This window comes from Bradyrhizobium yuanmingense, assembly GCF_029167105.1.
In the GTDB taxonomy this organism is placed as follows: Bacteria; Pseudomonadota; Alphaproteobacteria; order Rhizobiales; family Xanthobacteraceae; genus Bradyrhizobium; species Bradyrhizobium yuanmingense_A.
In genome coordinates, this window is record NZ_JARFML010000011.1 from 1 (window position 1) to 20343 (window position 20343).

Annotated in this window: 20 protein-coding genes; 15 read left to right on the forward strand and 5 right to left on the reverse strand. The window is 64.3% G+C overall.

The annotated features are described in order from the left end of the window. A partial coding sequence (locus P0R31_RS15995) for a branched-chain amino acid ABC transporter permease (RefSeq protein WP_275514843.1) occupies window positions 1-883 on the forward strand: 883 nt, incomplete at its 5' end. Here P0R31_RS15995 and P0R31_RS16000 read toward each other — a convergent pair. From P0R31_RS16000 to P0R31_RS16010, 3 genes are all read right to left on the reverse strand, one after another. Beyond that, the gene (locus P0R31_RS16000; protein WP_343299323.1) at window positions 880-1314 is read right to left on the reverse strand and encodes an acyl-CoA thioesterase; all 435 of its coding nucleotides are present in this window, start codon (window positions 1312-1314) and stop codon (window positions 880-882) included. The genes P0R31_RS15995 and P0R31_RS16000 overlap by 4 nt on opposite strands. A 219-nt stretch (window positions 1315-1533) precedes the next feature. Continuing rightward, entirely contained in the window at window positions 1534-2421 is an 888-nt protein-coding gene (locus P0R31_RS16005; protein ID WP_275514844.1) for an SMP-30/gluconolactonase/LRE family protein, read from the reverse strand. Between the two features lie 12 nt (window positions 2422-2433). After that, window positions 2434-3102 carry a GntR family transcriptional regulator gene (locus tag P0R31_RS16010; RefSeq protein WP_275514845.1) on the reverse strand — a complete coding sequence of 223 codons (669 nt, stop codon included), beginning with the start codon at window positions 3100-3102 and terminating at the stop codon, window positions 2434-2436. Between the two features lie 178 nt (window positions 3103-3280). Between P0R31_RS16010 and P0R31_RS16015 the strand changes: the two genes are divergently transcribed. The 14 genes from P0R31_RS16015 to P0R31_RS16080 all read left to right on the forward strand — a co-directional run bounded on the left by P0R31_RS16015 (window position 3281) and on the right by P0R31_RS16080 (window position 18065). Continuing rightward, window positions 3281-4297 carry a TRAP transporter substrate-binding protein gene (locus P0R31_RS16015; protein WP_157282056.1) on the forward strand — a complete coding sequence of 339 codons (1017 nt, stop codon included), beginning with the start codon at window positions 3281-3283 and terminating at the stop codon, window positions 4295-4297. 19 nt (window positions 4298-4316) lie between these two features. Next, window positions 4317-4832 carry a TRAP transporter small permease gene (locus tag P0R31_RS16020; protein WP_275514846.1) on the forward strand — a complete coding sequence of 172 codons (516 nt, stop codon included), beginning with the start codon at window positions 4317-4319 and terminating at the stop codon, window positions 4830-4832. Window positions 4833-4853: 21 nt separating this feature from the next. Then, window positions 4854-6134: a TRAP transporter large permease subunit gene (locus tag P0R31_RS16025; protein WP_275514847.1), complete on the forward strand. Its 1281-nt coding sequence runs from the start codon at window positions 4854-4856 to the stop codon at window positions 6132-6134. A 25-nt stretch (window positions 6135-6159) separates the two neighbouring features. Beyond that, on the forward strand, window positions 6160-6642 hold the full coding sequence (locus tag P0R31_RS16030; protein ID WP_275514848.1) for a type II 3-dehydroquinate dehydratase: 483 nt from the start codon (window positions 6160-6162) through the stop codon (window positions 6640-6642). Window positions 6643-6659: 17 nt separating this feature from the next. Beyond that, window positions 6660-7316, forward strand: a complete 657-nt coding sequence (locus P0R31_RS16035) for a hypothetical protein (protein ID WP_275514849.1) — start codon at window positions 6660-6662, stop codon at window positions 7314-7316. Window positions 7317-7375: 59 nt separating this feature from the next. Then, window positions 7376-9103, forward strand: coding sequence for an FAD-dependent oxidoreductase (locus P0R31_RS16040; protein WP_275514850.1), 1728 nt, complete (start codon window positions 7376-7378; stop codon window positions 9101-9103). Between the two features lie 90 nt (window positions 9104-9193). Further along, the gene (locus P0R31_RS16045; RefSeq protein WP_275514851.1) at window positions 9194-11023 is read left to right on the forward strand and encodes a tannase/feruloyl esterase family alpha/beta hydrolase; all 1830 of its coding nucleotides are present in this window, start codon (window positions 9194-9196) and stop codon (window positions 11021-11023) included. A 380-nt stretch (window positions 11024-11403) separates the two neighbouring features. Next, window positions 11404-12663 carry an aromatic ring-hydroxylating oxygenase subunit alpha gene (locus P0R31_RS16050; RefSeq protein ID WP_275514852.1) on the forward strand — a complete coding sequence of 420 codons (1260 nt, stop codon included), beginning with the start codon at window positions 11404-11406 and terminating at the stop codon, window positions 12661-12663. Then, window positions 12663-13157 (forward strand): aromatic-ring-hydroxylating dioxygenase subunit beta, encoded by a 495-nt coding sequence (locus P0R31_RS16055; RefSeq protein ID WP_275514853.1) that lies wholly within the window; start codon window positions 12663-12665, stop codon window positions 13155-13157. The genes P0R31_RS16050 and P0R31_RS16055 overlap by 1 nt, the downstream gene beginning before the upstream one ends. A gap of 15 nt (window positions 13158-13172) precedes the next feature. Beyond that, a complete protein-coding gene (locus P0R31_RS16060) occupies window positions 13173-13967 on the forward strand; it encodes an enoyl-CoA hydratase/isomerase family protein (protein WP_275514854.1) in 795 nt (264 codons plus the stop codon). A gap of 3 nt (window positions 13968-13970) precedes the next feature. Continuing rightward, window positions 13971-14723, forward strand: coding sequence for an SDR family NAD(P)-dependent oxidoreductase (locus P0R31_RS16065; protein WP_275514855.1), 753 nt, complete (start codon window positions 13971-13973; stop codon window positions 14721-14723). A gap of 1 nt (window position 14724) precedes the next feature. After that, window positions 14725-15660: an alpha/beta hydrolase gene (locus P0R31_RS16070; protein WP_275514856.1), complete on the forward strand. Its 936-nt coding sequence runs from the start codon at window positions 14725-14727 to the stop codon at window positions 15658-15660. A gap of 5 nt (window positions 15661-15665) precedes the next feature. After that, entirely contained in the window at window positions 15666-16850 is a 1185-nt protein-coding gene (locus P0R31_RS16075) for an acyl-CoA dehydrogenase family protein (RefSeq protein ID WP_275514857.1), read from the forward strand. A gap of 30 nt (window positions 16851-16880) precedes the next feature. Continuing rightward, complete coding sequence (locus tag P0R31_RS16080; RefSeq protein ID WP_275514858.1) at window positions 16881-18065, forward strand: enoyl-CoA hydratase-related protein; 1185 nt, start codon at window positions 16881-16883, stop codon at window positions 18063-18065. Between the two features lie 33 nt (window positions 18066-18098). Here the strand turns inward: P0R31_RS16080 and P0R31_RS16085 are convergent, their stop codons facing one another. After that, on the reverse strand, window positions 18099-19259 hold the full coding sequence (locus tag P0R31_RS16085; protein ID WP_275514859.1) for an ABC transporter substrate-binding protein: 1161 nt from the start codon (window positions 19257-19259) through the stop codon (window positions 18099-18101). 34 nt (window positions 19260-19293) lie between these two features. Next, window positions 19294-20340 carry a branched-chain amino acid ABC transporter permease gene (locus P0R31_RS16090; protein ID WP_275514860.1) on the reverse strand — a complete coding sequence of 349 codons (1047 nt, stop codon included), beginning with the start codon at window positions 20338-20340 and terminating at the stop codon, window positions 19294-19296. Window positions 20341-20343: the final 3 nt, after the last annotated feature.

The window sequence follows — 20343 nt, forward strand, 5'->3', positions numbered from 1 at the left end:
CCAGATGACGATGCTCCTGATCTACGGGCTCGCGGTGCTGGCGCTGAACATCCTGACCGGCGGAAGCGGCCAGTTCTCGCTCGGCCAGAGCGCGTTCTACGCCGTCGGCGCCTATACCTCGGCGGTGCTGATGGAGCATGCCAACGTCAACTACGCGCTGACCATTCCGATCTCCGCCGTAATTTGCTTCGGATTCGGCTACCTGTTCGGCAAGCCGGCGCTGCGGCTGTCGGGCATCTATCTCGCGCTCGCGACCTTTGCGCTCGCGACCGCGATGCCGCAACTGTTGAAGCTGAACGTTCTCGAGCACTGGACCGGCGGCGTGCAGGGCCTCGTCGTCACCAAGCCGGACGCACCGTTCGGCCTGCCGATGTCGCAGGATATGTGGCTGTACTATTTCACGCTCGCCGTGACGGTCGCGATCTACATCTTCGCGGTGAACCTGTTGCGCTCCCGCTCGGGCCGCGCCTTCATGGCGATCCGCGACAACGAGATCGCGGCCTCCGCGATGGGCGTCGACGTCGCACTCTACAAGACCTTGGCCTTCGGAGTGAGCGCCGGCATCACCGGAGTGGCGGGGGGCATGAGCGCCATTGCGGTGCAGTTCGTGGCGCCCGACAGCTATACCTTCCTCCTCGCGATCTCGCTGTTCCTCGGCATGGTGGTCGGCGGCGTCGGCTGGCTGCCCGGCTCGTTCGTCGGCGCGGCCTTCATCATCTTCGTGCCGAATATCGCGGAAAGCATCTCCAAGGGCCTCTCCGGCGCGGTGTTCGGCGTGCTGCTGTTCCTCGTCATCTACCTCGTGCCGCACGGCGCAAGGCAGGTCGCGCTTCTTGCTCAAAGAAAGCCTTCAGAGGGGACGAGCAAAGCGCGCGAGTGCTAGTATCGAAGCAAATCTCTAATCGCAGATCTTTGCTCTTCGGTAAGCGATACCTTCGCTCGCGTTTCGGCGTCGACATAGACGTGCGTGAATTTACAGACGGCCGATGCCTTGTCGGCGGCTTCGCCAAATATCGCGAGCTCGTACGTGATCGAACTGCCCCCCAGTCGACCCAACCGAATGCCGATATCGACCGTTTCCGGAAAGCCGACCGGAGCCAGGAATTCGCATTCACTGGCGATGCAAAGCCCGATCGACGTCTGACCTGGTGCACGGAGAATTCCGCGCTCGATCGCCAGAAGCGTCAAGGCCGTGTCGAACCAGCTATAGTAGGTCGCATTGTTTACGTGTCCGTAGGCATCACAATCGGCCCAACGGCTTGAGATCTTCGTCCACCAAGAGAAGTCTTTGCTCGTCGCGCGCCGGACGCTCAGACATCATAAACGCTCCACTTGCAAGGCGTGCCTGCCGAGGCTTGCCTAGCCGGTCAGACCGAGGGAGACAAGCCACGAAGCAGCGCGCCGGCGGAGATGGGGGTGAAAGGCAAGACGTATCGCAAGAAGCAAATCACCAGGCGAGGCTAACGATTCCCAACTTCGCATTGCGGCGGTCGTCACCGCTGTCGACTACGGCAACCGTGGGCGCCAAGGGGATCACATAAACCGATGTTCCGGAAGCCCCTGCGCAAGCCCGTCGATCGCGAGGAGGTGGCCCGCTTCGGGCTCGCTGCTCAACTGTCCGGTGTCGAGAAATTTGCGTGCGCTGGTGACGAACATGGTCTTGTAGTCGTTGCCGCCGAAACAGACGCAGGTCGGATTGGTCACAGGCAGCGGGACGATCGTGTCGATCCGGCCGTCCGGCCGATAGCGCACCACGCGCCCTCCCGAGAAGAACGCCGTCCAGAGCCCGCCATCGACATCGACGCAGGCGCCGTCCGGGCGTTCTCCAGAGGCCGCGTAATCCGCGAACAGCTTTCTGTCGCCGATCGTGCCGTCGTCGAGATCGAAATCGAAGCTCCAGGTGCGATAGCGCCGCGTATCCGTGAAATAGAGCGTGCGGTTGTCGGGCGAAAACGCAATGCCGTTGGTGACGATGACATCGCCGAACATGCGCGCGACCGCACCGCCGTCGACGCGGTAGAGCGCGCCGTTCGGCCGGTGCAACTCGTTGTCCATCGTCCCGATCCACAGACGCCCTCGCGCATCGACCCGTCCGTCGTTGAGCCGATTGTCGAGCCCGGTTTCGACCTCGCAGAGACGGCTCGTCAGGCCACTCGCCGCATCGCGACGAAACAAGCTCAGATCCTGCGCAAGGATATGCGCGCCGTCGGAGGTCAGCGCCTGGCTGCCGAGAAACCGGCAGTCATGGTGTACCGTCTCGTGGGCGCCAGTCGCGGGGTCGAAGGATTGGTGAAGCTGCCGGTCGATGTCGATCCACCAGAGCTTGCCCGAGCGGCCGCACCAGAGCGGCGTCTCGCCAAGCACGTCGCCGGCTGGCACCGCGATCTCGACCCTGTCGGCCGCGATGATCCGCGCCGTCACCGCAGCGCTCTCTCAGCGCAATGAGCTGTTGGCAAGCGCATGTGCGACACAGTTGTTGACATGTGCCGACAGCACATTGTTCGCCGTCTCGGCGTCGCGCCTCAGCGCGCAGTCGAGCAGCGCTCGGTGTTGTTCGGCCGGCTCGGCGCCGCGGTAGTGGAAGGCCACCATCTGGTAGCGGAAATATTTGTCGAAGGCGAGGCTGTGCGTATCCATCAGCAGGCGCGATCCGCAATTCGAGATCAGCGCCTGGTGGAATTCGCCGTCATAGCGCTTCCACTGCTCCGGCTCGCCGATGCCGGAATCCATCAGCCGCTCCGTCGAGGCGAGCTTGTGATGGGCGGAGACGACGCGTCCCTCCCACTCGACGTCCGCATTGGCGAAAGAGATCGCCATCGCGTGGGACTCGAGTAGCAGCCGCAGGCCGGCGAGCTCACGCAGATTATCGGCGGAGACCGCGGCCACCTCGAAACCCCGTTTGCCTTCGGCCGTCACGAAGCCTTCGGCTGCGAGCCGGGTCAGGATTTCGCGCAGCGTGCTAACGCTCACGCCATAGTTCTCGCGCAGCGCTTCGAGCCTCAGCCGCTGCGCTGGCGCCAGCCGGCCGAAAATGATGTCGGTCCGGATCCGGCGATAGCAGTCCTCGCTGATCGCGGATTCTTCCTTGTCAATCAAAGGCATGGTCTTGGCCTTGGGCAGCTCCTGGGCCTTGCAGCCCGCAAATCGATATCCCAGACGATAGTAGAATCATCGGATAAAATCTATTTCATATTTTGACTCGGCTATTCTCATGTGTCTATCTTTGCGAACCAAAGTCGCGGCGCCAGATCGCGGCAACATCAGGCGAGGGGAGGACGGCATGCGGACAAAGATGCTGGGATTGGCGGTCGTCGCGGTGAGTGCAGTGCTCACCGGGTGGCCTGCCGCAGCCGAAGTGCAGGAGCGGACGATCCGCTGGGGGCACCTCAACAACACGGATCATCCCGTCAGTCTCGGCGTGCAGAAATTCGCCGAAGTGCTTGGCGCCAAGAGCGGCGGCAAGCTCAAGATCCGCGAGTTTCCCGCTTCGCAACTCGGCAACGAGCTGCAGCAGCAATCGGCCGTCCGTGGTGGTACGCAGGAAATCTTCTCGGCGTCGACGACGTCGCTCGCCGGTGTCGTCAAGGACCTCGGCCTGTTCGATTTTCCCTTCATCGTCGCGACGTTCGATCAGGCGACGGCGCTTGCAGACGGCCCGTTCGGCAAGGCGATGATGGATCTCCTGCCCGAGAAGGACCTGATCCCGCTGGGCTATTGGGGGCTCGGCTTCCGCAACGTCACCAACAGCCGGGGGCCGGTCGCGAAGGTTGAGGATCTCGCGGGCCTGAAGCTGCGCGTGATCCCGAACCCGGTTTATCTGGAGACCTTCAAGGCGTTCAAGGCCAACCCGGTGCCGATGGCATTCGGCGAGCTCTATACCGCGCTCGAGAACAAGACGGTCGACGGCCAGGAGAATCCCTACAGCGTCATCCTGTCGAACAAGTTCTACGAGGTGCAGAAATACGTCTCGGCGACCAACCACACCTTCACCCAGAACATCATCATCGTGAGCAAGAAGTTCTGGGACAAGCTCTCGCCCGAGGAGCAAAAGATGTTCCGCGACACCTACGCGGAGACGGTCCAGTACCAGCGCGAGCAGACCAAACGCGCCGCCGATCAGGCACTCGGCGAGCTGAAGGCCAAGGGCATGCAATTCAACGAGATCGCGCCGGCGGAATATGCGCGGATGCAGGACGCGGTGAAGCCCGTGATCGACAAGTTTTCCGCCGAGTACGATCCGAACAAGGTCAAGCTCTTCAACGCCGAGCTCGCGCGCATTCGCAGCACGGTCAAGTGAGCGGAGGGGCAGGGCCGACATGGCAAGGCTCCTCGACGCCTACTGCGAGATCCTCAAGGCGGTGATCGCACTGTGCCTCGCCGCCATGGTGGCGCTGGTCTTCAGCAACGTCGTGCTGCGCTATGCCTTCAACTCCGGCATCGCGGTGTCGGAGGAGTTGTCGCGCTGGCTGCTGGTGTGGTTGACCTTCCTCGGCGCCATCGTCGCGCTGCGGCGGCACGCCCATCTCGGCGTCGACATGCTGGTGCGCGCGCTGCCGCCGGGCGGCAGGCTCCTTTGCTTCGTGATCAGCTATCTCCTGATGCTGTACGCGGACGGGCTGCTGACGCTCGGGAGCTGGAAGCAGGCGGTTCTGACCTTCGGCGACTCCGCGCCCGCGTCGGGAATCTCGGTCGGCCTGTTCTTCTACTCGTCGGGCCTCGTGTTCGGCGTCTCGGCGGCCGTGATCCTCGCTTACGATCTCTATCGCGTTCTGGCAGGGGCCGCCACCGGAGAAGACCTCATCGCAGTCAGGGAAAGCGACGAGCATACCTGAGCGCCGCGGTCGGATGAGATCATGACGATTGCCGTCTTCACATTCTCCCTGCTCGCCGCCATGGCGCTGGGCATGCCGATTGCCTTCGCGCTGATCGTCTGCGGCGTCGCTTTGATGCACTATCTCGACATCTTCGATTCGCAGATCGTCGCGCAGAACATCATCAACGGCGCGGACAGCTTTCCGCTGATGGCGGTGCCGTTCTTCATGCTCGCCGGCGAGATCATGAACAAGGGCGGGCTCGCCAAACGCATCGTCGACATCGCGCTCGCGGTGGTCGGTCATGTCAAGGGCGGCCTCGGCTATGTCGCGATCCTGGCATCCTGCGCGCTCGCGTCGCTGTCCGGCTCGGCCGCCGCGGATGCCGCGGCGCTTGCCGCGCTGATCGTGCCGATGATGGTCGCCGCCGGCCACAAGAAGATGTACGCCGCCGGGCTCGTCGCGGCCGGCGGCATCATTGCCCCCATCATCCCTCCCAGCATCGGTTTCGTGCTGTTCGGCGTCGCCGCCGGCGTCTCGATCTCGAAGCTGTTTCTCGCCGGCATCGTGCCCGGGCTGCTGCTTGGCGTGGGGCTCTGCGTCGCGTGGTGGTGGGTTGCCCGCAATGAGGACATCGAAAGTCCGCCGCGCAAGTCGCTGCGCGAGATCGCGAGAGCGGTGATCGACGGCGTCTGGGCCCTGATGCTCCCGGTGATCATCGTGGTAGGCCTGCGCTTCGGCATCTTCACGCCGACTGAGGCCGCGGTGGTGGTGGCGGTCTATGCGCTGTTCGTGGCGACCTGCATCTATCGCGAACTGAAGCTCTCGCAGCTATACGAGGTCATGGTCTCGGCGGCGCTCAGCACCAGCGTCGTGATGTTCCTGGTGGCGGCGGCGCTGGTCTCGTCCTGGCTGATCACGGTTGCGGAGATCGCGACCCAGGTGGTGGATCTCGTGCGTCCCTTCATGGGTAGTCCGACGCTCTTGATGCTCGCGATCATGATCCTCGTCGTCATCGTCGGCACCGCGCTCGACATGGCCCCGACGATCCTGATTCTGACGCCGATCCTGATGCCCATCGTCAAGCAGGCCGGCATCGATCCCGTCTATTTCGGCGTCCTGTTCATCATCAACAATGCGATCGGCCTGATCACGCCGCCGGTCGGCGTGGTCCTGAACGTGGTGTGCGGCGTCTCGCGGATCAGCATGGAGGAGGTCATCAAGGGCGTGTGGCCCTTCCTGATCGCGCAGCTCGTCGTGCTGCTGCTGATGGTCCTGTTCCCGCAATTGGTCACGGGACCCGCGAAATGGTTGACCGGCTAGTCACGTCTTGCGAAGGAGCGGCCCGATGGCGACGAGGATAATGATCCTGAACGGCCCCAATCTCAACTTCCTTGGCGTTCGGGAGCCGCACATCTACGGCAAGACGACGCTTCGCGAAATCGAGGCCAGCTGTGAGCAGGTGGCGCAGCTCCTCGACGTGTCGCTGTCGTTCCACCAGACCAACATCGAGGGCGAACTCGTCGGCCTGATCCAGCAGGCTCATGGCAGCATGGACGCGATCATCATGAACCCGGCGGCGTTCTCGTTCACCTCGGTCGCCCTGATCGATGCCTTGAAGATCTTCGACGGCCCCAAGTTCGAGGTCCACATCTCCAACATTCACGCCCGCGACGAGTTGCATCGGCATTCGATCACCTCGACCGCGTCGACGGCCGTGATCTGCGGGCTTGGCCCCTACGGCTACATCGCCGCCATGCTCGCGGCCGTGCAACGGCTCGGACGCATGCCCGCCGCCATCCCGGCCGCGCTGCACGGATTTGAGGCGTGACAAAACGGGAGGGGCGAATGCGTGGCTGGGGATTTCTGGCGATCTGGAGTGATATCGAGCCGGCCGATCTCGTCGACTACCGGCACTGGCTGACGCGCGAGCACACGACGGAACGGGTGACGACAAAAGGCTTCCTCGCCTGCCGGGTCTTTCGCGCGGTACGAGCCGACATCGATCGCTTCTTCATTCTCTATGAGCTGGAAACGCCGGAAGTCCTCGATGGCGAAGCCTATCTCGCCCGCCTCAACGCGCCGACCCCGTGGTCGCAGCGCATCATGCCGAAACTCGGCAATTTCATCCGGGGCGGGGGTAGTTTGGTCGCGCGCGCAGGGCGGGGCGAGGGAGCATCGGTCATGGCGCTCCGGATCGAGGTATTGCCCAAAGATCCGCAAGAGCTGGCTCAGGCGCTCGTTGCGTGCGACGGGATTGCCGCCGTGCAGATCGGCGCGACCGACAAGGCGCGCACGTCGGTGCGGACGGCCGAAAAAGGAATGAGGAAGAACGAGGGCTTCTTTGGAGCGCTTTTGCTGATCGAGGCGCTCGACGTCGCGTCATTGCAGGCGGCCTTGAGTCAGGTACGCAAGCTCGCGCCTGACATGCTCGGCGAGGCAAGCGAGCCCGAAGTCTATCAGAGCATGTTTGCGCTGGATGCCCGCATCGCGGATGTCGGCTGATGGCAATGTGCTCGCACGCCGTGTTCACCGTGCGTCGAGGGCCGGAAGGGTAGCTCGGAATGTCGCAGGCCGATCGCTCCTGGGACGTTGAGACCGACCTCCTCGTCATCGGGGCGGGCGCGGGCGGCATGACGACCGCGCTCGTGGCTGCCCTTGAAGGCCTCGACGTGATCCTGTGCGAGAAATCAGACACCGTTGGCGGCACCACCGCGACCTCCGCCGGCACGGTCTGGATTCCCGGCAACCAACAAGGACAGTGTACAGGCACGCCAGACAGAATCGACGCAGCGCGGGTCTATGTCGGCGCCTTGCTCGGCGAACACGCGGCGGACGCGCGCGTGGATGGATTCCTCCAGGCAGGCCCCATGATGCTCGACTATCTCGCGCGGAGGACGAGCGTGTTGTTTGCGGCGCCGCCGGTGCATCCCGACTACAAAGATCTTCCCGGCGCAGCGATCGGCGGTCGAGCGCTTGGGACGGTGCCATTCGACGGCCGCACGCTCGGCAAGGACTTCTGCCGCATCAGGCCGCCGCGGCGAGAGTTCATGGTTCTCGGCGGCATGATGGTGGCCAAGGCTGATATCGCGCCGCTTTTGGCGCCGTTCCGCAGCTGGCGCAACTTCAGGGATGTCATCGCCCTCCTCGGCCGGTACCTGTTCGATCGGCTTTCCCACAGGCGCGGAACGCGCCTGGTCATGGGCAATGCTCTCGTCGCACGACTGCTCGACAGCCTCCTGCGAGCCGGCGTCCATCTGCGATACGGGACGGGACTGAGTGAGCTCGTTCGCGACGGCGATGCGGTGGTGGGCGCTGTCTTCTCGTCACCCGCCGGAGCGTTGGCGATACGAGCGCACAAAGGCGTCGTGCTGGCGACGGGAGGCATTGGCTGGAGCCGCGAGCTTCGCGAGAAGTTCTTTCCGGAGGCCGCGCTCCAATTTTCGCTCACGCCGTCGTCCTGTACCGGGGACGGCTTGCTTGCGGCCGAACGCGTCGATGCGGTCATCGAGCGCGACCTCGATAGCCCGGCCCTGTGGATGCCGAGCTCGGTCATGACGCAGGCCGATGGGCACGTTTCCGTTTTCCCGCACATCATGCTGGATCGTGCCAAGCCGGGACTGCTTGCAGTGAATAGGTCGGGACGCCGTTTCGTGAATGAAGCCGATTCCTATCACGATTTCGCAGCGGCGATGCTGCGGTCGAACGCGTCTTCTGCCGCGACGGTGCCCGCCTTCCTTATCTGCGATCACGCCTTTATCCGCACCTACGGGATCGGTCTGGTTCGTCCTGGAACGAAGGACTTGAGGAAGTTTCTCAGGGCCCAATATCTGCTGGCCGCCGAGAGCATTGAGGCTCTGGCCGAAGAAATCGGCGTGGACAGCGGCGAACTCGCCCAAACGGTGGAGCGATATAATCGCTTTGCCGAGATCGGTGTGGACGAGGACTTCGGCCGCGGTTCGAGCGAGTTGAACCGGTTCAATGGTGATCCACTGGTCAAGCCGAACCCGTGCCTGCGGCGGATCGGTCCCGGGCCATACTATGCCGTCGCAGTGTGGCCGACGGATCTCGCCAGCAGTGCCGGCCTGCGCACGGACGCAACGGCCCGGGTTTTGTCGCGCCGCGGAACGGTGATCCCCGGCCTCTACGCCGTCGGTGCCGATTCCGCGTCGATCTTTCGAGGCACCTATCCGGGGCCGGGGACCATGATCGGGCCTGCAATGACATTCGGCTGGTGCGCGGCGATGCATGCATCGAGCGCTTCACCGGCTCCGGGTCCGGCGGAAAGATAACATCGTGTTAGGTCAGCGTAACAAACCAATAATTGTCTGGGGTCGCTGACGCGCTATCGTTGCACGCCCGCAAATCGAGGGGATATGTCGATGTCGACGCCGCCACGGAAACTCATCTGGTCGCTTCTGCTGCTGGCCGTCTCGAGCCAGTTCACCGCTGCGCTGGCCGAGCCGCTGGCGTGCGACGATGGTATCAAGCAGGCTTTTCATCCTGATGAGAATACCAGCGTCGTCGCCGTTCGCCTGGTAAAGAAGGGCGAGGAATTGCGCGCGCCGGACGCGCCGACGCCGGTCACGGCGGTCGCCGACCTCTGCCTGGTCAAATTGCTGGTCGGCCCCGGCGTCACTGCGGAGAAGGACAAGTCGGCGCGGTCGTATTCTGAAGGCATCGGCATCGAAGTCTGGCTGCCCACACCCGCCAATTGGAATGAGCGCATTCGCAACTATGGCGGCGGCGGCTGGGTCGGTGGCGGCCATCGCTATGCCGACAAGATCGGAAGCAAGGTGCCGGCCATCGTCAATGCCAACGTCGGCTATGCGTCCGGCACCACCGATGCCGGCCAGCCCTGGTACCAGGACGGTTCCTTCACGTTTTTATCCGACGGCAAGGTGAATGCCGAGGCGCTGCGCAGCTTTTCTGTCGGTGCGATGGTCGAGCAGGCGGTCAAGACCAAGGCGCTGGTCAATCTTTATTACGGCAAGGCGCCGAAGTTCGCCTATTACGACGGCCATTCGCAAGGCGGCCGGCAGGGCATGAAGATCGCTCAGGACTTTCCGGAGCTCTATGACGGCTATTTGATCGCCCAGCCTGCGCTCAACATTGCCAGATTCGGCACGGCCTCGATCTATCCGCAGATCGTGATGAAGACCGAGCTCGGCATCACCGCAGTCAACAAGGATCAAGCTGCTGCCTTCGCGTCCAAGGTGGATGCGGCCAACAAGCGCGCGGTGGCGACCTGCGACAAGGCGGGGCTCGGCTTCCTGCTCGATCCCTTTGCGTGCGACTACGATCCCGCACGCGATGCGGCAGCGCTCTGCGCGGGGGAGGCGGGAACCGGCGTCACCGGCAGCAGCAATGATGCTGCGACCTGCATGAGCGCCAGCGAGGCGAGGGCGCTCGGCAAGATTTGGCATGGCGCGACGCGTGATGGCAGCGTCGATACAGCACAGACCCGCGACGCCCGCAGCGGAAAGTCGCTCGGCAACAATCAGCTCTGGTGGACGTTCACACGCGGCACCGCGATCACCAGCCTGATCAAGAGCGCATCGACGGACAGTCTGGCGCTGGCCTTGCAGGACGTGCGCTATGCTGCCGATGCCAGCGCGACCTCGTCGATCCCGATCGCGAACGGCTCCACCAGCGTCCGGAACAAATGGCTCGAGCTCGACTATGCCGGCGTTGCCGATGCCGTCGACAAGAACGTGTCGCTGCAGCCGACGCTGTTCGCGGGTCTCGCCACCGACAAGGCCGATCTTGCCAAGCTGCGCGACCTCGGCCGCAAGGTGATCGTCTGGAGCGGGCTGGCCGACGACGCCATTCCGCCTGCAGGCAACGTCAATTATCATGAGCGTGTGGTGGCGGCGATGGGAGGTCATGCCGAGGTGCAGAAATTCCTGCGCATGTACTTGTTGCCGGGCGTCGCGCATTCCTCTCAGGGACGCGCTTATGCGGCGGGAGGCCGCAACGATGCGGTTCCGTTGCCGAAACTGCCTGGCAATGCCAACCAGAAGCCCGCTCGCGAGCAGGATCAATTCTTCTCCGCGCTCACGGACTGGGTCGAGCGGGGCGTAGCGCCGGAGGAGATCATGCTGGTATCTCGCGATAACACCGTGAGCTATCCGGCGTGTGTCTATCCGCTGATGACGACATGGAACGGCAGCGGGCCGGCAACGCAGCCTTCAAGCTTCAGCTGCCGCTAGTCCTGGCAGGGCGCTGACACGGCAACACCGGCGCTGCTCTAGTGCCGGACACCTTGTCGTCGCCGTCGCCCCGCGCGGCATGGCTGCCGATCGGCATTTCGAGATTGCCGTCACTCCAGGTGACGCGCCGCAATGGTCGATCAGGGGCCTCCAGCTAACTGCTGTTTCAGTCTTCCACATCATCGGCTCTCTGCGGGCGGCTTCTGCTCCGGCTGCCGGGCGCGGCCCTTGATCAGCGCGCTGTGGTCGATCGGCGCCCGAGGAATCGGAAGCCCAGCCGGGGCAACGGCGTGGACCACGCATTCGGGCTTGCGGAGCGGCGGTAGCTTTGCTAATAGTTAAACGGTCAGTCGGATTATTATTCGGTCGAGGGCCAGACGATGAACGTCGTACGACGGATGGCGCAATGGAACGAGCTGATCCGCCCCGATCGGATCCATGGCTCGCTCTACACCGACCGCTCCATCTTCGAGGCGGAGCTGCAGAACATCTGGTACCGGACCTGGGTCTATGTCGGCCACGAAAGCGAGGTCCCGAAGGCCAACGACTACGTCGTCAAGTCGATCGGCCCGCAATCCGTGATCATGACGCGCGACGAGCAGGGTAAGATCAACCTGCTGCTCAACCGCTGTTCCCATCGCGGCAATCAGGTCTGCTCCTATGAGCGCGGCAATGCGCGGTCCTTCACCTGTCCGTTCCACTCATGGACGTTCGCCAATGACGGCCGCCTGGTCGGCTATGCCTTCCCCGACGGCTACGAGGGACAGGACAGGGCCGAGCTCGCGCTCGGTCGGGTGACGCGCGTCGAATCCTATCGCGGTTTTGTCTTCGGATCGTTCGCTGCTGATGGACCGACGCTGAAGGAACACCTCGGGGGCGCCGCCGAGACCATCGACCGGCTGGTACGCACCTCGCCGGAGGGCGAGGTTGAAATCACGGCCGGCTTCCTCAAGCATCGCGTGAAGGCGAACTGGAAGTTCATCCTGGAGAACGAGTGCGACGGCTACCATCCGGCCTTCGTTCATACCTCGATCTTCGGCGTCGCCGACAGCATGATCGGCAAGCTCTATGGCGGTGCCTCGACTGCACTGACCCGCGACTACGGCAACGGCCACACGGAGATCGACCTGCGGCCCGAGTTCCGCAAGCGCGACCTGCCGATGAGCTGGTTCGGCACCAGTGAAGAGCGCTTGCCCGACTACGCGGCGCGGATGAAGGCGGCCTATGGAGACACCGCAGCGCGCCAGATCATGATCGACGGCACGCCGCATGTGATGATCTTCCCGAACCTGTTCATTGCCGAAATCCAGATGTTCGTCATTCAACCGCTCGGTGTCGACGACAGCGTGCAGCACGTCACTGCGCTCCAGTTCAAGGGGGCGCCCGACCTCAACCGCCGCCTGCGCCAGCAGACCATGGGCTCCGTCGGCCCGGCCGGCTTCCTGCTTGCCGATGATTCCGAGATGTACGAGCGCTGCCATCGCGGCGTGCTGGCGCGCAATCCGGAATGGGTCTTTCTCGGCCGCGGCGAAAAGCGCGAGCGACGGGACGAGCTCGGCTTCAAGGTCGGCCACGTCACGGACGAGGTGCCGTCGCGCGGCATCTGGGCTCACTATCGCAAGCTGATGGAGGCCGCCTGATGCTGTCGCGCGAGAGCAGCGTCACGCTGATGAGCGCCGTGACCGCTTTCCTGAATCGCGAGGCGCGCTTGCAGGACGAGCATCAATACGAAGCCTGGGAAAGGCTCTGGACCGATGACGGCGTCTACTGGGTGCCGGCCAACGGCGCCAATATCGATCCGGAGCGGGAGATGTCCATCATCTACGACAATCGCTCGCGGATAGCCCTGCGCGTGCGCCAGCTCATGACAGGCAAGCATTTCACCCAGACGCCGCAATCGAATTTGCGCCGGCTCGTCTCCAACATCGAGCTTATGGACGAGCAGCCGGGCGGCGACATTGCGGTGGCCAGCAACAGCCTGATCTTCGAATCGAGCTTGCGCGACGACACGCTGTGGGCCGCTCGCAACGAATACCGGCTGCGCCATGTCGATGGCGAATTGCGCATGGCTTACAAGAAGGTGGTGCTCGTCAACAACGACAAGGCGATCTACACGCTGTCATTCCTGGTCTAGGAGAGGTCTCGCGCCATGATCGATAGGGGACCTGTTCTGCTCGACATCGACAAGGGCATCGCGCATCTGCGTCTCAACCGGCCCGATGCCGCGAACGGGATGAGCGTCGAGCTTCTCGGCGCGCTCTGCGATGCCATCATGGCGTGTCACGGCCACCCCGATCTGCGCGTGGTGCTGCTGAGCGGCGAGGGCGCGAACTTCTGCGCGGGTGGCGACGTGCGCGCCTTCGCATCCAAGGGCGAGAAATTGCCGGACTATATCCGCCAGGCGACGGCCTATCTGCAGAACGCGGTCACCGGCTTGTTGCGGCTCGAAGCGCCCGTCATCGCCTCGGTGCATGGCTTTGCGGCGGGGGGCGGCGGGTTCGGCCTCGTCTGCGCCTCCGACATCGTCATCGCCGCCGAGTCGGCCAGGTTCCTTGCGGGGGCGACGCGGGTGGCGATGGCGCCGGATGCGGGCGTGTCCGTCACGCTATCCCGCCTGGTGGGCTTGCGGCGCGCGATGTCGATCCTCCTCACCAATCCGGTGATCCCGGCGTCCGAGGCGCTGCAGATGGGAATCGTCACCAAGGTCGTTCCTGACGGCGAACTCACGGAGGCCTCGCTGGCGCTGGCGCGCGAGCTCGCCGCCGGCGCGCCGAAGGCGCTTGCCGCGACCAAGCGCCTGGTCTGGGCCGGCACCGGGACCAGCATCGAGCAATGCCTGTCGGAGGAGGCGCGTACGGTTTCAGAGCTGTCGGGCATGGCCGACGCGCGCGAGGGCCTTGCAGCCGTCATCGAGCGGCGCAAGCCCGTCTTCACGGGACGCTGAGGCGTGGCGGACAGCCTGCCATTCGGACGTCTGGACGGCCGGCGCGCCTTCGTGTCGGGCGGCGCGCGGGGCATTGGCGCTGCGATTGCGAAGAGCTTCGTCGACGCTGGCGCCAACGTCGTGATTGCCGACCTCGATATGACCCAGGCTTCCGAGATCGGGCGGCAGATCCGCGCCATGGCGGTTCGCCTCGACGTCAGCGATGCGGGCGCGGTGCAGGCGGCGATGGCGCAGCACGGGCCGTTCGACATCCTCGTCAACAATGCCGGGATCGACCAGCACGCCTTCTTCACCGAGACCACGCCGCAGGACTGGGCGAAGCTGATCGCGGTCAATCTTACGTCCGTCCTGGCCTGCACCCAGGCCGTCCTGCCGGCAATGCAGGCTGCGAGGTACGGCCGCATCATCAACATCACATCCGAGGCCGCCCGGCTCGGCTCCAAGGGTGGGGCGGTTTACTCAGCCGCCAAGGGCGGGGTCGTCGCCTTCACCAGGAGCATGGCGCGAGAGAACGCGCGCTACGGCATCACGGCGAACGCGGTTGCGCCCGGCCCGATCCGCACGCCAATGCTGGAGCAGGCGGTCGCCCGCGGCGGCGACAAGATCCTCCGGGCGATGACCGACGCAACCTTGCTGGGCCGGCTCGGCGAGCCGGATGAGGTTGCAGCAGCCGCGCTGTTCCTCGCCTCCGACCAGGCCGCTTACATCACGGGTGAAACGCTGGGCGTGTCCGGCGGCATGGGGATCGGCGGCTGAGATGAAGGATGCGACCGGCGATATTGCGGTGACTCCCGTGGATCGTGCCGTCGAGCGGCTGCAGTCGGTCTACCGCAAATGGACGCGCGATACGGGCGTCGAGCAGATGCGGCGCGATTGGGATCGAGCGTTTGCGGGCTGCTCCGTGCCGGTGGCCTGCCGTCAGGTCTCCGCCGGCGGTGTCGATGGCGAATGGATCGTGCCGGCCGCCGCGCCGCAGGAGAAAGTCATCCTCTATCTCCATGGCGGCGGCTTCCGTGTCGGCTCGATCGTTTCGCACCGCGATCTGACCGCGCGCATTGGTCACGCCTGTGGCTGCCGCGTCGTGGCGATCAACTACCGCCTGGCGCCGGAGCATCGCTTTCCAGCCGCGCTGGACGATGCGCTCGCCGCCTATCGATACCTGCTCGACCAGGGTTTTCAGCCGGCCGACATCGCGCTCGCGGGAGACTCGGCCGGCGGCAACCTCGTGCTGGGCGCCATGCTGGCGTTGCGTGATCGCGGCGTGACCCTGCCGGCAGCCGCTGTGCTGATGTCACCCTGGACCGACCTCGCCGCGACAGGTGCAAGCTACGAAAGCCGCGCGAAGGCCGATCCGATCCATCAGCGCGCGATGATCCTCGCGCTTGCGAAAAGCTATCTGGGCCGGGATGGCGATCCGCGTCATCCGCTGGCCTCGCCGCTCTACGCCGATCTGTCCGGCTTGCCGCCGCTTCTGATCCAGGTCGGCGACCGCGAGACGGTGCGCGACGATTCGACCGAGTTCGCTGCCAGGGCCAGGGCTGCCGCCGTCAACGTCGAGCTGCAGGTCTTTGATGGCATGATTCACGTATTCCAGATGTTCCCGGAAATCCCGCAGGCCAGCGAAGCGATCGCGGCGCTCGCAAAATTCCTGCGCGGACATCTTCAAATCGATGATGGGAGGGCGGCACAATGAACGTCATGACTTCAAGTTCCCGCCAGCCTGTTGAAGCCGCATTTCAATTCTCGGAGCAGCCCAATCTGCCCGAAGAGCTTCGCATGCTGCGCGAGCAGGTACGCCGTTTCGTCGAGAAGGAGGTGGTGCCGCGTGGCGAGGCCTGGGAGCGCGACGGCAAGATCCCGCGCGAGATCTTTCGCCGCATGGGCGCGCTCGGATTCCTCGGCATGCGCCACGCGCCCGAGTATGGCGGCACCGACATGGGCCCGCTGGCCTCGATGGTGTTCGCCGAGGAGTTGGGGCGCTCGAGCTTCGGCGGGTTTACCTCGTCGGTCCTGGTGCACACCGACATGTCGGCGGTGCACATCTCGCTGCGCGGCACGCCGGACCAGAAGCAGAAATACCTGCCGGCGATCATCCGCGGCGAGACCATCTGCTCGATCGCGGTGACCGAGCCGGATGCCGGCTCCGACGTTGCGGGCCTGAAGACCCGCGCAACCCGCGATGGCGACGGCTGGGTGATCAACGGCTCCAAGATGTTCATCACCAACGCGGTTTATGGCGACATCCTGATCGTCGCGGCCCGTACCGATCCGCATGCCAAAGGCAGCCGTGGTCTTTCGCTGTTCATCGTCGAGCGCAATTTGCCCGGCATCGCCGTGACCAAGCTCGACAAGCATGGCTGGCTCTGCTCGGACACCGCCGAAATCGCCTTCCAGGACGTCCGTGTACCGGCCAATGCGCTGCTCGGAGAGGAGAACAAGGGCTTCTACGGCATCATGGAGACGTTCCAGAACGAGCGTATCTGCATCGGCGGCATCTGCGCCGGGGAATCCGCCAAGGCGATCGAGCTGACGGCGAACTACGTGAAGACACGGCAGGCGTTCGGCGGACCTCTCTGGAACCAGCAGGCGGTGCGGCTGAAGCTCGCCCAGCTCGCGGCCAAGGCCGCCGCCGCGCGCCAGCTTGCCTATCACGCCGCCGAGCTCGCCGCGGCCGGGCAGCCCTGCTTGCGCGAAGTGTCGATGGTCAAGGCGCTGTCGCCCGAGGTGTTGCACGAGGTCGTGCACGGCTGTCTGCAGTTGCACGGCGGCAGCGGCTTCATGCGTGGCACGCCGATCGAGCGTATGGTTCGGGATGCGCGGGTCCTGACCATCGGCGGCGGCGCCACCGAAGTCATGCTGGAAGAGGTCGCGAAGCGGATGTAGCCGGACACTTGCTGACTGGGGAGCACGAGCATGCAGAACACGCGTTCCGACACTGCGCGGGCGCTCTACGCGGCACTGGCGGCCGGAAACAGGGAGCAGCTCGAGATACTGCTCCATCCGGATTTCGTTGGCGAGATCGCCGAGGGAATGCCCTTCGGCATTGGCGGCCGGCACGAGGGCTCCCCTGCGATGCGCCGCAACGGGTGGGGAGCCATCGCCCGGCACTTTGCCGCACGAGCGGAGCCGGAGCGCTTTCTCGAGGTCGGAGAGGCGTGCCTGCTCGTGACCGGCCGGTATCGCGGCGAGGGCAAGTATGGAGGAACCTCTCTCGACGCCTCCTTTGCGCACCTCATCACGTTCGAGGGCGAGCGCATCACGCGCCTCGAACAATATACCGACACGGCCCGCTGGCATGATGCGGCGAGCCCTTTCAAGACCGTTCTCCTCGACATCGCAGATGGTGTTGCAACGCTTCGGCTAAATCGTCCCGACAAGGGCAATGCCATCAATGAAGACATGGCTGCGGATCTCGAAGAAGCTTCCGTGCGAATTGCCGAGACCACAGCCTTGCGCTCCGTCCTGATTGCGGGAAGCGGATCGAACTTCACCATGGGAGGCGATGTCAATCTCTTCGCCGACACGCCGTCGGCCGAGCTGCCGGGCAAGCTTCGCCGCATGATCGACGGTTATCATCGCGCCATCGATCGCTTGACGAGCATCGATGCACCGGTCGTTGCGGCGGTGCGCGGCGCGGCGGCCGGAGGCGGATTGGGCCTTCTTTACATTGCAGACATCGTGGTCGCATCCACCGACGCGCGCTTTGCGCTCGGATATGGCGCGCTGGGTCTGACGTCCGACGGCGGCAACACTTGGTTCCTGCCGCGGCTGGTCGGGATGCGGCGGGCGCAGGAACTGTTCCTGCTGAACCGCCGCTTGTCCGCGCAGGAAGCCTTGGAATTCGGCCTGGTCTCCCGCCTCGTGCCGGACGATGCGGTGGAAGCGGAAGCCATGGCCGTTGCCCGCGAACTGGCGGCGGGGCCGACGCGGGCCTTTGGCGACATGCGGCGCATGCTACGGCAGTCCTTCGAAACGAGCCTTGGCGCTCAACTCGAAGCCGAAATGCAGTCCATCGTCGGCGCGAGCCGCTCCGACGATGCGCGCGAGGGCATCACCGCCTTCGCGGCCAGGCGTCGGCCCGTCTTTAAAGGCGGATGACCGGGCGCAGCACCGGCCATCCGTCGGAGGTCGTCACTTCACGGGCTTGAAGCTGACCGTCGCCGTGTCGGCCTGCATGATCTGCAGCTTCTGGTTCGAGAAGCGGATGCCGGGTCCGAAGCTGATCGGAGCCATGACCCCTGTCTCGACATTTTTGGTCTTCTCCAGCTCGCCGATCGTACAGGCCCAGGTGGGCTGCTTGCCGCAACGCTCGATCGCCGCGATCAGGACCTTGGCCGCGGCATAGCCGCTCATCGTGTAGCGGTTGATCCCCTTGAACTCGGCTTCCGACACCAGCGGCTTTGCCTTCTCGAGGAATGCCTTGCCGGCTTCGCCGGCAAAAGGCTCGACATAGTCCACCGCGAAGATGCCGTCGCCGGCCGGCCCCATCAGCTTGAGCACCGGTTCGACGCGGCCGGGCCAGAAGATGCCGGTCACCGGCTTGACGTTGAGCTTCTCGAGTTCCTTCATCATCGCGATGTTCTCGGCGATGATACCGCCGGCCAGGAACACTTCGGCGCCGGAATCCTTCAGTTGGAGCATGTCGGACGAGAAATCCTGCTGGCCCTTCTTGTAATTGCCGCTGTAGACGACGTTCAGCTTCTTCGACTTGACCACGGAATCGAAGCCATCGCGCACCGTGATGCCGTAGTCGTCGTCCTGCGTGATGAGACCCCATTTCTTGCCGGGGTTCTTTTCCGCGAGGTAGTTGACGAGATGGATGATTCCTTCCTCGTAGGATTGACCAACCACGAACACGTTCTTGCGCGGCGGCTCCCACAGCAGCTTGACCGGCGCGACGTCGATTACGGTCGGAATGCCTGCCTTCTCCAGCACGGGCATAACGGCGATCGACTGGCCGGAGCCGGACATGCCGAGCATGGCAAAGACCTTGTCGACCTCGATCAGCTTCTTGGCACCCTGGATGGTGCGCGCGGTGACGTAGCCGTCGTCCTCCAGCACGTACTTGATCTTGCGGCCGTTGATGCCGCCGGCATTGTTGGCTTCCGCGATCGCGATCTTGTGCCCGATCGAGGCGGCGACGCCCAGCAGTGCCGGCGGGCCGGTGAGCGGTTCGACGTCGCCGATCAGGATCTCCGTGTCGGTAATACCGGGATCGGCGGCCAGCGCGCCGCCGCCGGCGAGCAGCGTTGCCGTGAGCAACAGGGATGCAGTCCTCAGATGATCTCTCATGTCTCTGTCCTCCCTCCAATATTGGTCTTTGTGTTCAGTACCGCAGCGGCCAGTTCACCCAAGCGCGGCGGATGTCGTGCCAGGCACCGACCAGGCCGCGCGGCTGAAACCGAAGGAACAGGATGATGACGAGGCCGTAGAGCATGCTCTTCAGCTCCTGCGCCCCGGTCGTGAACACCGCGTCGAGCTGCGCGCTGAATAAACTGAAGACGAGGCGCGTCGCCTCGGGAAGCAGCACGATCAGAACGGTCCCGAGCACGGCGCCGAGCGCCGAGCCGAGGCCGCCGACGATCAGGATCGCCAGGGCCTCGATCGACAGCAGGAACGGAAAGCCCTCGACGCTGACGAAGGAGAGGTAGATGCCGTAAAGGGCGCCGGCGAGGCCGGTGATGAGGGCCGAGGTGACGAAGGCGAGCAGCTTGTAGGCATGCAGGTTGATGCCCATGACGCGGGCCGCGGTGTCATTGTCGCGGATCGCGACGAACGCCCGGCCGACCCGGCTGCGCCGAATGTTGAGCGTGGCAAGCAGGGTCAGCGTGGCGATGCCAAGGCAAAGGTAGGTGAAGGCCGCGTCGCTGTCGAAGCTGATGCCGAGAATCTCAGGTCGTTGCACGGAGATGCCGCGAGCGCCATTCGTGAGCCAGCGCATCTCCAGGATCACTGTGTTGATGATGAACGAGAAGGCGAGCGTCGTGATCGCGAGGTAAAGGCCCTTGAGGCGCAGCGACGGCGCACCGACGACCAGGCTCGCCAGCGCCGGAACGAGCCCCGCGCCCAGGAAGCCGACCAGCGGCGGCATATGATATTTCGACACCAGGATGGCGTAGGCATAGGCGCCGGTGACGAGGAAGCCGACGTGGCCCAGCGAGATCAACCCGGTGTACCCGGTCAGGATGTTGAGGCCGAGCGCGCCGGTCACCGTGATCAGGATGATCATCAGGAACGTCAGCGCGTAGGCGTTCAGCACATGGGGCGCGGCGATCAGCGCCAGCATCAGCACCGCCGACCACAGCCAGACCGGTGGTGAATCGATCAGCGCAACGAGTTCGCCGTAGGTCTGCTTGTAGTCGCCGGTGCGCATCGT

Coding starts and splice junctions, on each gene's coding strand:
- P0R31_RS16010 (WP_275514845.1), bottom strand. CDS start 3,102: ATGCCTTTGATTGACAAGGAAGAATCCGCGATCAGCGAGGACTGCTAT.
- P0R31_RS16015 (WP_157282056.1), top strand. CDS start 3,281: ATGCGGACAAAGATGCTGGGATTGGCGGTCGTCGCGGTGAGTGCAGTG.
- P0R31_RS16020 (WP_275514846.1), top strand. CDS start 4,317: ATGGCAAGGCTCCTCGACGCCTACTGCGAGATCCTCAAGGCGGTGATC.
- P0R31_RS16025 (WP_275514847.1), top strand. CDS start 4,854: ATGACGATTGCCGTCTTCACATTCTCCCTGCTCGCCGCCATGGCGCTG.
- P0R31_RS16030 (WP_275514848.1), top strand. CDS start 6,160: ATGGCGACGAGGATAATGATCCTGAACGGCCCCAATCTCAACTTCCTT.
- P0R31_RS16035 (WP_275514849.1), top strand. CDS start 6,660: ATGCGTGGCTGGGGATTTCTGGCGATCTGGAGTGATATCGAGCCGGCC.
- P0R31_RS16040 (WP_275514850.1), top strand. CDS start 7,376: ATGTCGCAGGCCGATCGCTCCTGGGACGTTGAGACCGACCTCCTCGTC.
- P0R31_RS16045 (WP_275514851.1), top strand. CDS start 9,194: ATGTCGACGCCGCCACGGAAACTCATCTGGTCGCTTCTGCTGCTGGCC.
- P0R31_RS16050 (WP_275514852.1), top strand. CDS start 11,404: ATGAACGTCGTACGACGGATGGCGCAATGGAACGAGCTGATCCGCCCC.
- P0R31_RS16055 (WP_275514853.1), top strand. CDS start 12,663: ATGCTGTCGCGCGAGAGCAGCGTCACGCTGATGAGCGCCGTGACCGCT.
- P0R31_RS16060 (WP_275514854.1), top strand. CDS start 13,173: ATGATCGATAGGGGACCTGTTCTGCTCGACATCGACAAGGGCATCGCG.
- P0R31_RS16070 (WP_275514856.1), top strand. CDS start 14,725: ATGAAGGATGCGACCGGCGATATTGCGGTGACTCCCGTGGATCGTGCC.
- P0R31_RS16075 (WP_275514857.1), top strand. CDS start 15,666: ATGACTTCAAGTTCCCGCCAGCCTGTTGAAGCCGCATTTCAATTCTCG.
- P0R31_RS16080 (WP_275514858.1), top strand. CDS start 16,881: ATGCAGAACACGCGTTCCGACACTGCGCGGGCGCTCTACGCGGCACTG.
- P0R31_RS16085 (WP_275514859.1), bottom strand. CDS start 19,259: ATGAGAGATCATCTGAGGACTGCATCCCTGTTGCTCACGGCAACGCTG.
- P0R31_RS16090 (WP_275514860.1), bottom strand. CDS start 20,340: ATGCGCACCGGCGACTACAAGCAGACCTACGGCGAACTCGTTGCGCTG.